Source organism: Vibrio rarus (assembly GCF_024347075.1).
In the GTDB taxonomy this organism is placed as follows: Bacteria; Pseudomonadota; Gammaproteobacteria; order Enterobacterales; family Vibrionaceae; genus Vibrio; species Vibrio rarus.
In genome coordinates, this window is record NZ_AP024901.1 from 260,313 (window position 1) to 272,039 (window position 11,727).

The 11,727-nt window shown below is 43.8% G+C and carries 12 protein-coding genes; 1 reads left to right on the forward strand and 11 read right to left on the reverse strand.

Annotation, left to right across the window (positions count from 1 at the left end):
- Nucleotides 1–18: 18 nt before the first annotated feature.
- From OCU56_RS14250 to OCU56_RS14280, 7 genes are all read right to left on the reverse strand, one after another.
- Nucleotides 19–903 carry a DUF2861 family protein gene (locus tag OCU56_RS14250; protein WP_261875389.1) on the reverse strand — a complete coding sequence of 295 codons (885 nt, stop codon included), beginning with the start codon at nt 901–903 and terminating at the stop codon, nt 19–21.
- Nucleotides 903–1,565, reverse strand: a complete 663-nt coding sequence (vxrB, locus tag OCU56_RS14255; RefSeq protein ID WP_261875390.1) for a response regulator transcription factor VxrB — start codon at nt 1,563–1,565, stop codon at nt 903–905. Before vxrB ends, OCU56_RS14250 begins: the two co-directional genes overlap by 1 nt.
- On the reverse strand, nt 1,540–2,994 hold the full coding sequence (gene vxrA, locus OCU56_RS14260) for a sensor histidine kinase VxrA (RefSeq protein WP_390904877.1): 1,455 nt from the start codon (nt 2,992–2,994) through the stop codon (nt 1,540–1,542). Before vxrA ends, vxrB begins: the two co-directional genes overlap by 26 nt.
- Before the next feature lie 154 nt (nt 2,995–3,148).
- Nucleotides 3,149–4,528, reverse strand: a complete 1,380-nt coding sequence (gene pntB / locus OCU56_RS14265) for a Re/Si-specific NAD(P)(+) transhydrogenase subunit beta (RefSeq protein WP_261875392.1) — start codon at nt 4,526–4,528, stop codon at nt 3,149–3,151.
- 10 nt (nt 4,529–4,538) lie between these two features.
- A complete protein-coding gene (gene pntA, locus OCU56_RS14270; protein ID WP_261875393.1) occupies nt 4,539–6,077 on the reverse strand; it encodes a Re/Si-specific NAD(P)(+) transhydrogenase subunit alpha in 1,539 nt (512 codons plus the stop codon).
- Between the two features lie 157 nt (nt 6,078–6,234).
- Nucleotides 6,235–6,516 (reverse strand): HlyU family transcriptional regulator, encoded by a 282-nt coding sequence (locus tag OCU56_RS14275; protein ID WP_261875394.1) that lies wholly within the window; start codon nt 6,514–6,516, stop codon nt 6,235–6,237.
- Nucleotides 6,517–6,665: 149 nt separating this feature from the next.
- A complete protein-coding gene (locus tag OCU56_RS14280) occupies nt 6,666–7,649 on the reverse strand; it encodes a Solitary outer membrane autotransporter beta-barrel domain (RefSeq protein WP_261875395.1) in 984 nt (327 codons plus the stop codon).
- A 281-nt stretch (nt 7,650–7,930) separates the two neighbouring features.
- Here OCU56_RS14280 and OCU56_RS14285 point away from each other — a divergent pair, with 281 nt between their 5' ends.
- The gene (locus tag OCU56_RS14285) at nt 7,931–8,365 is read left to right on the forward strand and encodes a DUF3069 domain-containing protein (RefSeq protein WP_261875396.1); all 435 of its coding nucleotides are present in this window, start codon (nt 7,931–7,933) and stop codon (nt 8,363–8,365) included.
- A 105-nt stretch (nt 8,366–8,470) separates the two neighbouring features.
- Here the strand turns inward: OCU56_RS14285 and modC are convergent, their stop codons facing one another.
- The 4 genes from modC to OCU56_RS14305 all read right to left on the reverse strand — a co-directional run bounded on the left by modC (nt 8,471) and on the right by OCU56_RS14305 (nt 11,718).
- Nucleotides 8,471–9,565 carry a molybdenum ABC transporter ATP-binding protein ModC gene (modC, locus tag OCU56_RS14290; RefSeq protein WP_261875397.1) on the reverse strand — a complete coding sequence of 365 codons (1,095 nt, stop codon included), beginning with the start codon at nt 9,563–9,565 and terminating at the stop codon, nt 8,471–8,473.
- Nucleotides 9,562–10,254 carry a molybdate ABC transporter permease subunit gene (modB, locus tag OCU56_RS14295; RefSeq protein WP_261875398.1) on the reverse strand — a complete coding sequence of 231 codons (693 nt, stop codon included), beginning with the start codon at nt 10,252–10,254 and terminating at the stop codon, nt 9,562–9,564. The genes modC and modB overlap by 4 nt, the downstream gene beginning before the upstream one ends.
- Nucleotides 10,244–11,008, reverse strand: a complete 765-nt coding sequence (modA, locus tag OCU56_RS14300) for a molybdate ABC transporter substrate-binding protein (RefSeq protein WP_261875399.1) — start codon at nt 11,006–11,008, stop codon at nt 10,244–10,246. The genes modB and modA overlap by 11 nt, the downstream gene beginning before the upstream one ends.
- A gap of 62 nt (nt 11,009–11,070) precedes the next feature.
- Entirely contained in the window at nt 11,071–11,718 is a 648-nt protein-coding gene (locus OCU56_RS14305; protein WP_261875400.1) for an ATP-dependent zinc protease family protein, read from the reverse strand.
- Nucleotides 11,719–11,727 lie beyond the last annotated feature (9 nt).

Below are 11,727 nucleotides of genomic sequence, written 5' to 3' on the forward strand. Positions count from 1 at the left end.
ACTCCTAATTATCACGACCTACTCTTCTGTAAAATCGATGGTTTTACTAATAATTCGTTTATCTTGAAACAGGATTGGGCCTTGCCATTGAGACTGTGTCATTGAAACATTCACAACATAACGGTCAGGTGGCAAAGCATTGGACGGTAGCTTAACAGGATAGTTAGATTCATACGACTTATTCCACACTGTATTATACTGACCATCTTTATAGTCGTAGACCGTCACCTTCTGTACTGGTAATGGGCAATAACGATTGAGTAAACGTTTTTTATCCACCACCCAACTGTCATTTGAAGCCCAACGCACCACATGCACAGGATCGGGATGACTCATTATTAGCCAATGAGTCCACTTTCGCATCTGATTGTCTTCGATAATCAGTTGGTACAAACCGGACTTTAAAGGTTTATTTAAACTGTATGTCGCTTCCGTACGTTGCAAAGTACGGTTGTCATCGGTAACTTGTGCAAAGGCTCTTTGATCGATGACATTTTTCGATACCGTCGCATCAGGCCAAGCGGTTAATCGAACAGACTTTAAAGCTTGCTCGGTCAAAATGCTCAAACCCAGCTTGTTGGATAAACGTCCCGGCCGCTGTATCGCCACCTTTTCAATGGTAATAGAATCAATCCAAGTGGGTAACCCCTCAGCAATCAACCCTTTACCACAATCTTTTTCCGTTGCTTGTTTCAACAAAGCATCTAAATGAGGCTCAATATGCTCTGTAGACTCCTGCTGCCAAACCTGCACCATTAAATCGAACATGCCACTAAGGTCATCTTCTAATAATTTTTTGTGCATTTGCGTAATAATATTGCTTTCTTCAAACCATTGCGCATTAGCCGTCATGGGTGCAACGGCCAGCGGCAGCAAAAGTAACGGGGCTAACCAAGCTTTCATTAGCTTTTCATCTTATAACCAACACCGCGTAACGTTTCGATATCAATACCCGCTAGTTTTTGGCGTAATTGTAAAACGTGGGTGTCCACAGTGCGTGTTGTTGGGAAGTGATTATAACCCCAAACATGATCAAGCAATTCATCACGAGTGAATACACGGCCAAGGTTACTGGCTAAAAACGTCAGTAAATCGAACTCAGTTCGAGTCAGCACTATGCTATTACCTTGGTAGTAGACTTCACGGGTGGCTTTATCAATCACCAAATTTTCCGTAATGACTTTAGAGTCGTTTGCTTCGGGTTCGCCACCTGGAGAACGTAAATTGGCACGAATGCGTGCAAACAACTCCGCTTCCGCAAAGGGTTTAGTCAAATAATCATCTGCGCCAGCGTCTAGACCAGACACTTTATCTTTTACCGTAACCAAGGCGGTCAACAGAATCACTGGAACGGATTTAATCTCTTTCCATTCTGCTAATTTTGCAATTGAATCGCCATCAGGCAATTGTCTGTCTAGGATAACCAAGTCTGCTTGGTCCCATAATTTAGTCGTGTCAGCAATAGTTTCTGAATGCAAACAGGTGTAACCCGCCTGCTCTAGGCTAACCAGTAGGCCATCGGCCAAATTTTTATCGTCTTCAACAAGCAGTAACGTCTCTTCCACAAGGGATCTCCATAACAAATTTAGTTGGCGGCCCAACCAGTTTCATTTTGCCGCCCATTCTTCCTACCATTGATTCTACAATCGTTAGACCTAGGCCTAACCCTGCTTTACTGACAAAGGGTTTGCGTAGTTGCTTCCAATCTTTCGCACATAAGTCCCCTTCATCTTGAACCTCAATTTTCAGCGTGTCAGCGTTGCGATATATTTTCAAACTCACCTTGCCAACACCATATTTAATCGCATTATTCACTAAGTTATCTATGCAGGTACCCAGCCAATAAATATTCACTTGCGCATCAATGTCTCTTTCAAGAATCAATGACACATCCCCTGCATAATTTTCTACTTTATATTCCAACCACTCTTGCATAGAAGGCAAATACTCAGTAGCCAGCGGTTTATTATCTGACTGTAAGTAGTCTTTACTTGCTTCTGCCAATTGGCGTAATCGTCTCGTATCCTCACATAAACGACGAAACTCATCGTAAACAGACTCAGGTAAACGTTCGAACTCACGTCTAAAGCCTTCTACGGTCATCGACAAACTGGCAATAGGTGTGCGCAATTCATGGGTTAATATTTGTAGCACTAGCATGCGGCTGCGCATTTCTTGTCTTTTACTGTTCCAACGATACAAGGACCAGCCAATGATTAAGACGACATTTAATGCCCCCAATACATATAACAAATATTTGATTAAGTGATTATCATCGTGCTGTTGCCAACAAATATTGCCTCGTTCAAAAAAACATTCATTGACCTGCGATACCGGACGAAATGTCAATTCAGCCTTTTTGGCATGACGGGCTAACACATCAATATCAAACACAAAGTAACTGTCACCTTTACGTAACCAGAACTCTTTGTCTTGTAAAAACATAGGTGCGCCCGATAGCAAAGAGGCAATTCCATCACTGTGCATCACCTGTAATCGACCGAGCAAAGTACTTGGCTTGGCAAACTTCCTTTCACTTATATGCATATAAGGTTGCAGTTCTTCAAAGCGCTCAGGATGGGCTTTCACGTAGCGTGCCGCATAAGTACCGCCACCGGGGTGGATAGGATTCGCCCGAGCAAACCATTTGAGTGGTAATTGCGTTCCACGACACATAGCGCGTGTAAAGACTAGCGGCTCAGTCACTGCAGGGCTTAACGGAAGTTTTCCCTTACAATTTTGCTCTAAACGATATAACAGCTGTATGTCTTTTAGCGGATATTTACTGGTTTGCGGTAACATCGAGTTTGGGTCGATTAACGCTGTGGGAAAGTCTGCTTGAATAACCTGCATATCATAAACATCTTTTGCCTCTTCAAACACAAACAAGCCCACCAAAGAATCCAACCTTTGGGGTAATGTTTTGGCTACTGAAACTGGGCTAACAGCCAGTAAGCTGATGAATATTAATAAAATTCTCAAAGAGTACAACATGTTTTAAACTGCAATTTGTTCACTATACTCGTAAACGGCTATCCATTCCAAACCGTACGCCATAATTGACAATGAAATGACACATATCCACTGAGATCGGGCAAAAGAAAAGGGAGCGTAAGCTCCCTTTTCTTTCGACTAAAATCGTACTAGATCAGAGATGTTCAATTATTTTTTGGCAAGATGCTTTAGCATCACCAAACAACATCGATGAATTGGTTTTAAAGAACAACGGGTTTTGTACCCCTGCATAACCTGTATTCATTGAACGTTTAAAAATCACCACGTTTTTAGCATCCCAAACTTCCAACACAGGCATACCAGCAATGGGGCTGCTTGGATCATCAAGGGCGGCCGGGTTCACCGTATCATTTGCGCCTATGACGAGTACTGTATCAGTTTCAGAGAAATCATCATTGATCTCATCCATCTCTAATACAATATCATAAGGAACTTTTGCTTCCGCAAGCAACACGTTCATATGACCGGGCAAGCGACCTGCAACAGGATGAATACCAAAGCGTACCTTCACTCCTTTCGCCCTCAGTTTCTCCGTGATCTCATGCACTGGGTACTGAGCTTGAGCTACAGCCATGCCATACCCCGGAGTAATAATGACTGATTTTGAGTTTTTCAACAGTTCCGCTACGTCTTCTGCACTAGACTCTCGATGCTCCCCTTGCGCCTCAGAGCTCGACGAGACCGACACCGTTTGTCCAAAACCACCGGCTATGACACTAATAAAAGAGCGATTCATCGCCTTACACATGATGTACGACAGTATCGCACCCGATGAACCCACCAAAGCACCAGTGACGATCAACAGATCATTGGCGAGCATAAAGCCTGCGGCAGCGGCAGCCCAACCGGAATAAGAGTTAAGCATAGACACAACTACTGGCATATCTGCGCCACCAATTGAGGCAACCAAATGATAACCAAATGCTAAGGCAATAACCGTCATTAGTAGTAGAGGAAATAACGCCCCATCACCGCCAAGGTACCACTTCATAAGTAACGCTGAAATGATAATAGCGGCTAAATTCAGCTTATGTTTATTAGGTAAATTTAATGGAGAAGAAGAAATGAGACCGCGCAATTTGGCAAAGGCAACGATAGAACCTGTAAAAGTCACCGCACCGATAAACACACCTAAATACACTTCCACCAAGTGGATCATATGCTCGGCATGGGTGGCCAGCACAGGGGCATCCAGTAAGCTATTGTAACCCACAAGCACCGCGGCCATTCCCACAAAACTGTGTAAAATGGCCACCAGTTCGGGCATTTCTGTCATTTCCACTTTTCTAGCGAAATAGATACCAATACCACCACCAATCACCATGGCCGTTAGAATCCACGGCACACCATCAGAATGAGGCCCTAAAATAGTGGCTAACAACGCAATGGCCATGCCGGTGATACCGTAGTAATTACCGGAGCGGGCCGTTTCTTGCTTCGACAGCCCAGCTAAACTCATAATAAAGAAAACAGCAGCAATAATATATGCGGCTTGAACTAATCCTGCAGACATATGTTACTCCTTAGTCTTTACGAAACATTTCTAACATGCGTTTGGTGACAGTAAATCCACCAAAGATGTTAATGCTAGCAATTAATACGGCGATAAAGGCGAGAAAAGTGACAACGCCACTTCCTTGTCCTATTTGTAACAAGGCACCAACGATAATAATGCCTGAAATGGCATTAGTGACCGACATCAAAGGAGTATGTAATGCATGGGTGACGTTCCACACCACGTAGTAACCAACAATACAGGCTAAAACAAACACAGTGAAGTGAGCTAAGAAGGTAGCGGGAGCCACAGAGGCCACCCAAGCAAATGCCCCAATGCCAACCACCAAACCCAGCAATTTTTTAATGGGCGATGACGGTTTTTCCACTTTAGGTTCTGTTTTTACTTTTGTCGCTTTAGGTGTAGGTTGCGGTTGAGCCGACACCTGAATCGGTGGCGCAGGCCAAGTCACTTCCCCCTCTTTAACCACGGTCACACCACGTAACACAACATCGTCAAAGTCGATATTGATGGTGCCGTCTTTCTCTTTACACAACAATTTAAGCAGGTTAACTAAGTTAGTACCGTACAACTGGGACGATTGCGTTGGCAGACGACCCACCATATCCGTATAGCCGATCACTTTGACACCATTGGCAGTAGTGATCACTTTATCAGCTTCGGTATAAGCGCAATTACCACCGTTTGCAGCGGCAAGGTCAACGATCACACTACCCGGCTTCATGCTATCCACCATCTCTTTACTGATCAATTCAGGGGCTGGGCGTCCTGGGATCAATGCCGTAGTGATGATGATATCCACATCTTTTGCTTGAGCGGCGTACAGTTGCTGCGCTTTTTGGTTAAATTCCTCAGACATCTCTTTGGCATAACCGTCCCCCGCACCAGATTGCTCTTGAAAATCGACTTCCAAGAACTGAGCCCCCATAGACTCCACTTGCTCTTTAACTTCAGGGCGAACATCGAACGAACGAACAATAGCGCCAAGACTACCCGCAGCACCAATAGCCGCAAGACCGGCAACACCGGCCCCTGCCACTAATACTTTTGCTGGCGGTACTTTACCGGCTGCTGTGATTTGTCCTGTAAAGAAACGACCAAATTCATGAGCGGCTTCTACCACAGCGCGATAGCCTGCGATATTCGCCATAGAGCTCAATGCGTCTAACGCTTGAGCACGAGAAATACGTGGCACCGCATCCATTGCCATCACATTGATGTTTTTCGAGGACAGTTTTTCCATTAACTGAGGATTTTGCGCCGGCCAAATAAAACTGACGATACTTGCACCTTCATTGATCAGGGCAATTTCTTCCTCTGATGGTGCGTTCACTTTAAGGATCAGGGGTGAATGCCAAACTTCAGTGTGGTCAACAACACTGGCTCCTGCTTGTTGATAGGCTTGATTATCGAAACTGGCTAACGCCCCCGCTTCTTTTTCAATGCAAACATCAAATCCCAATTTTATTAGCTGCTCAACCGTCTTAGGTGTCGCGGCTACACGAGTTTCACCTGACAGGCTTTCTTTAGGTACACCAATCTGCATAGTTATTCCCTACAATTAACCAAAACAAAACATAGTCCGTTTTTAGTGCGTGCTAAGAAGGTCAAATGGTACGCTTATCAGCGTACGCCGATGACACCAAAAAGCGTCTTAGTTCACTAAACACCATCTACGAACGTGTATACAATTTTCTTTCGCATCATTGGTCGAAAATAGATTCGCCCGTTTGATCAATATACATTTGCGCTTTTTTCAACATTAATTCATTGGCGCTTTCTTTACTGCCTAATACATCAGAACGAATGAACTGATGTGTTTTCAGTGCATCACCTTCCCCTGAGGTAATACGTCCAGCAACTCTGAATTGACCACCTTCTGCAATAGAGTCTGCATAAATTAAATAGCCCTTATACTCTACCGGTTCAACCTCTTGCTTTTTCTCATTATTTGATGAACCAAATAAACGACTCAACCACCCCATAAACACTCCAAAATGAATAGGCTTACCGTTACATAATCTATGTTACGGGCTACTTAAAGGCCACTGTTAATTATTTAAATTTGTAACTATGAATGTCTTAATATTTTAAAGATAATGCCTTAAGACTGACTGGAAATAACACATAACCACTAGTGCTCATTGATCAACAAAACTATGGTTCCCCCCTTTAAACTGCTGCCATAATTGATGTTGATACCAAGACCGATATTATCGATAAAATCTTTAAAATAGGGAGGACTGACCAACCAACCAGCACTCCATTCATAATAACTGGTGGTTCCCATTGGCTCTTGCAGATCTTTGCCTATATCAATACGTCGTATACTGCTGAATAGGGTTTGCCCGTAGCCACCCCAGTGTGTAACATCATAAAATCCTTTAATGCCGTTAATCCAATACCAGCCCTCAGGGTTACCTACGTCGCCCTCGTTGGCTTCGCCCCAACCTACGCCATAGAAGTATTTCATCTCAGTGAAGGCTTCCCAATGACCCCAGTCTTGCTCTTTGGTGTAGTGAAGCTCGGCACTTGGCTTAAACGTCACCGCCCACGCATTGGTGTTAAAGGCCCGACCTTCTAATTGGTCCTTGTAAAATAGGGTAAAGGAATTTCGGTAAGTGTAATCATTGCGATAATGCATAAAGTTGGTATCTAAGCCCGAATTTAAGCTCAAATTTTCAGTCAAAGGATAGTTAACCCAATATTTTCCCGATAAGGTAAACGTTTGATCGACGCTGGTATCCTCTGGCTCTATTGTTGTGTCACCAAAGGCGATATCCCGTTTTGTTTTCAGGTATGAGCCAACAAAGGTGATGTTTTGTTGTAAAACTTGGTCACCTTTTAGCGGAACGTCGTGTAATTTGATCGTATAAGGAATAGTGTAAATAGCAATTTGCTTGCGCAGCTCTAAGGATTCTTCACTGCCTATATTGTCGTTATCTGTGGTAATAAAACTGTTGGGGTCAAAGTCTTGGAAACCAAAAGAGATAGCTTCGCTGTCACTGAGCAATACCGCGGTTGCAAAGTTCTGCTCCAGTACCTTCCGTAATACAGGGTCCGCATGAGAGGTCAAACATATCAGCATAGTGACAAGAAAAACTAGGTAACGTTTCAAGCATACTCCATATAAAAGCAACGTTAAGACTGTTACTAAACAATAACCAGTTTAAGGCGAGCTTTCACTAATTTTTTTTGTGTTCTTTCTTTGCATATAGCGCAATGAAACTAGATTACATACCGTATGCCGTTTGTTTACCCTAATAATGTTGGAAATTTCACCACATTGATGAACCTCTGTTTATTTTTATAAGATCCATCACCCAATAGCTTTGTTTAGTTTGACATTTTTAAGTAACTTTTTACGATGAATACACCATTACAACTAGGTATATCCTTATGTCAGAAATAATTGAAGATCAAACCATCGATCTAAGTGAAGTTTCAGCCGAACTACGCCAAGTCATCATCTTTGATGAAGTGCCAGAGCAAATGTTCCAAATGGTTGTTTCCATACATGAGGCAGGTGAAGAAGAAGTACGTAAAGCTTGGGACGAACTCCCTGCCAGCGCACAAAATGTGGTTGATAACTTTGAGCAGTTTCATGCACTCACTTCAGTAAGCCAATCTTTTGCCGGAGTTGGGCTTTTAGAAGAGTTTCCTAGCTTAAATATCCCTAAAGATATGTCTGAGGAAGAGGTCAATGCTTACAAAGCACAGATGTTAGATCAAGTGCTGATGAATTGTATTAAAGACATGTGTAAACAGATGAAAAAAGCACGTCGCGACCCTATCTTAAAGCGCGATTTTAACAACGTATTTATAAAAGACTAATCGTCACAGCGCTCGGGATGATCAAAAACAGCTCGAGCGCACGTTCACCATAATAAGGCCGTCTACTGCAACACTTTTTGCTCTAGGTAATGGGTCATTAGAAAGTTAATAGTTGGCCAGATTTTGCTGAGTAAAGCTCACCCCTTTTATTTGTGCATACACCTTTTGCCCCACGTGTAAGCCAAGATCATCGGTCGCCCACTGAGTTAAATTCGACTTTAATAACAGTTGTTCATTTAATGAACATGTCAGCAAATTTGAATGGCTATTTAATGGTGAAATACCCGTGATCACCACCGGCAACACATTACGAATTGACCCGACCAAATTCGGTGACAGCGTCACAGAGACATCCTGCGCATCAATTCTGATACGCATACTTTGACCCACTTTATCTGTAAAGTCTTGTTCGGGCACCCATAAGGAGTGTTGCGCTATATTCATTTTTCGCATGGCGTAGTTAGGATGACGTTCGGCGACAGTAGCGGTGAGCAACGTACTGTGCCTTTCCCCCTCTTGCCATAATGCCAAACTCGGCCCATTCCAAACCTCTTCCACTGTACCAAAGTCGACGACTTGCCCCTTATCTAACACCAAAAGATGATCCGCTAAGTGCATCACCTCTTCCAAGCTATGCGTGACATAAACGATGGGAATATCAATAGTTGCAGACAATTGATTTAAGTATTTGAGAACCTCACGCTTACGTGGCAAATCTAAACTCGCTAATGGTTCATCCATTAACAGAAGTTGAGGTTCACTGAGTAAGGCACGGGCAATGGCCACCCTCTGTTTTTCTCCACCACTTAAGGTATTCGGCTTTGCTTGTAATAAATGGGCAATGCCTAATAGGGTCGTCAGTTGTGTAAAGCGCGAGGTGATGGCCGAATTGGTTGCGCCAAACAGTAAATTCTGTTGAACGGACAAATGAGGAAATAAGCGTGCATCTTGGAACACCATCGCCACTTTGCGCTTCCATACCGGAACATAGCACTTACTTTCACTATCAAGTAACAGGCGCTCATTGAGAATTATTTTGCCCGATTGAGGGGCGAGTAACCCTGACAACACATTCAATAATGTAGATTTACCGCTCCCAGAGCGACCAAACACAGCAGTCACTCCATTATTTGGCAGGTGCGCAGCCATAGAAAAGTGTTGCTCTGCAAATTGATGTTGAAATGAGAATTGAAAGGTCATTGTATTAACCCCAATTTTTGCTGAGAGCGACGAGACAACCATTCACTAACAAATAAAGAAATAAGCGCAATTGCCACCGCTAATAAACATAAGCGCATGGCCTCAAACTCCGCTCCAGGAGTTTCCAAAAAGCTGAACATCGCCAGAGGAATCGTCTGGGTTTCCCCTGGAATGTTTGAAACAAAGGTAATAGTGGCACCAAACTCCCCCAAACTTCGCGCAAAAGCCAGCACCAAACCCGATATTACTCCGGGCATGATCAACGGTAAGGTAATTCGCCAAAAAACCTTAAATGGACTCGCGCCTAAGGTCATGGCTGCTTCTTCAAGTTTGCGATCTACCGCCAAAATACTTAAACGAATTGAGCGCACCATTAGTGGTAACGCCACCACCGCTGAAGCCAATGCTGCCCCTTTCCAACTAAATGAAAAATCAATGCCTAGGTAGGTATTGAGCCACTGTCCTAATGCCCCTTGTTTACCAAACAAGATCAGTAACACATAACCAATCACCACCGGAGGCAACACCAGCGGTAGATGGATGATCCCATCGAGCAAGCTTTTGCCGTAAAACTCTTTTTTAGCCAATAGCCAAGCTAAAGCGATGCCCACAGGCAAAATCGAAATACTGGCCACTATCGCGACCTTTAAACTTAGGGTGAGAGCAATGATCTCAAGCTCAGTTAGCATTAGCGTTCTCTATTGGGCTAAATCCTAGTTCAGATAACCTCTGTTGCATTAAAGGGCTTAACATAATGTGGTAAACCTCGTGAGCGTGTGCTTTATCACTTAATAACAACATTGGGTAGGTGATGTGTGAATAATAGCGACGCGGGATCGGCGCTAATACTTTGACTTTTGTAGACAAGTTTGCGTCAGTGGCATAAACGATGCCAACAGGCACTTGCCCCCGCTCCACCATGGCCAAGACCGCGCGAGTGTTTTTCATTGGCGCAATCTGCTGTTGCAATACAGGCCATACCCCCATGGATTGCAGCGCCTCCTTGGCGTAAATCCCCACCGGAACAGTATGAGTTTCACCAACAGCGATTCGGCCATGGCCAATAATCTGTTGCCAACGTTCAGGCTTGCTAAGATCCTCAATAGGTATGGTAGGGAGATGGTCAGCGGTAATTGCCACCAGACGGTTACTGGCGATAATATGCGACGGCTGAACCCCATATTGAGGCTCTACATACGCCATCCATTGTTGATTAGCCGAAATAAAAATATCCGCAGGTGCCCCATTGGATATCTGTCTTGCTATAGAGGAAGATGAACCAAAAACGCCTTTAACCTCAATACCTTGCTCTGCCGCTACTGCAGTTAATTGCTGCACCACTTGCGTCATCGACGAAGCCGCGTACACATACACCGTTTGCGTTGATTTAGCAAAAGATGACCAAGAATAAAGGCTCAATAAAACAATCAGAATACAACGCATAAAGTACTAAGTAATGATTAAATAAAGTCAATATGCCCTCTAATGAAGGCACTCATAATGAATTACTTGCTCACCTTTGGTTGTATAAACTTACGACTCACGTCGACAATGGCCACATCACGAACAAAACTGCGGCCCAGTAATACGGGAAAATCAAGATGAGAGCGGTCCACCAATGTAAATTCAGTTTTCTCTTTTAGATCTGACACTTGAATCCACACTGCAACCACAGGGCGTTTATCTGGCGCATCGGAACTGGACTGTTTTACCTTAGCAAAACGAACCACAGGCAAACTGATTTCTTTGCCTACTTTGCCTTTTTGTGCAGGCTTGAATTTGACCCATTGTTTACCGTCACGTTCAAACTCTTTTACTTCAACAGCCGACAATGATGAAGTGGTAGCACCGGAGTCTACGCGCGCTTTAGCGGTGGCTTTAAACTCAGGAAAATAGACCCACTCTTGTTCGCCAAGAATCAACTTACCATCTGCTGTTTTAGTGGCAGCGGCAACGGCAGGCTTCACCTCTTTTTCCTCTTCCACCATTATAGGTTCGTCTTTTTCCACCACTTCCTCTATGCCTTCTTCGGTTTCTTGTTCCATTACCGGCGGCTCAAACTTCACATCCTTTTGTGATTGATCCTGCGTAGTGGAACAAGCGGCTAGAGAGCCTGTGGCTAAAGCGATACTTAAAATTTTCCAATGTTTCATCCAATCCAC

What these genes read in the sequence shown, in the direction of transcription:
- pntA (WP_261875393.1), bottom strand. Translation starts at nt 6,077, where the DNA reads ATGCAGATTGGTGTACCTAAAGAAAGCCTGTCAGGTGAAACTCGTGTA.
- pntB (WP_261875392.1), bottom strand. Translation starts at nt 4,528, where the DNA reads ATGTCTGCAGGATTAGTTCAAGCCGCATATATTATTGCTGCTGTTTTC.
- modB (WP_261875398.1), bottom strand. Translation starts at nt 10,254, where the DNA reads ATGCTAACTGAGCTTGAGATCATTGCTCTCACCCTAAGTTTAAAGGTC.
- OCU56_RS14305 (WP_261875400.1), bottom strand. Translation starts at nt 11,718, where the DNA reads ATGAAACATTGGAAAATTTTAAGTATCGCTTTAGCCACAGGCTCTCTA.
- OCU56_RS14250 (WP_261875389.1), bottom strand. Translation starts at nt 903, where the DNA reads ATGAAAGCTTGGTTAGCCCCGTTACTTTTGCTGCCGCTGGCCGTTGCA.
- modC (WP_261875397.1), bottom strand. Translation starts at nt 9,565, where the DNA reads ATGACCTTTCAATTCTCATTTCAACATCAATTTGCAGAGCAACACTTT.
- OCU56_RS14285 (WP_261875396.1), top strand. Translation starts at nt 7,931, where the DNA reads ATGTCAGAAATAATTGAAGATCAAACCATCGATCTAAGTGAAGTTTCA.
- modA (WP_261875399.1), bottom strand. Translation starts at nt 11,008, where the DNA reads ATGCGTTGTATTCTGATTGTTTTATTGAGCCTTTATTCTTGGTCATCT.
- vxrA (WP_390904877.1), bottom strand. Translation starts at nt 2,994, where the DNA reads ATGTTGTACTCTTTGAGAATTTTATTAATATTCATCAGCTTACTGGCT.
- OCU56_RS14275 (WP_261875394.1), bottom strand. Translation starts at nt 6,516, where the DNA reads ATGGGGTGGTTGAGTCGTTTATTTGGTTCATCAAATAATGAGAAAAAG.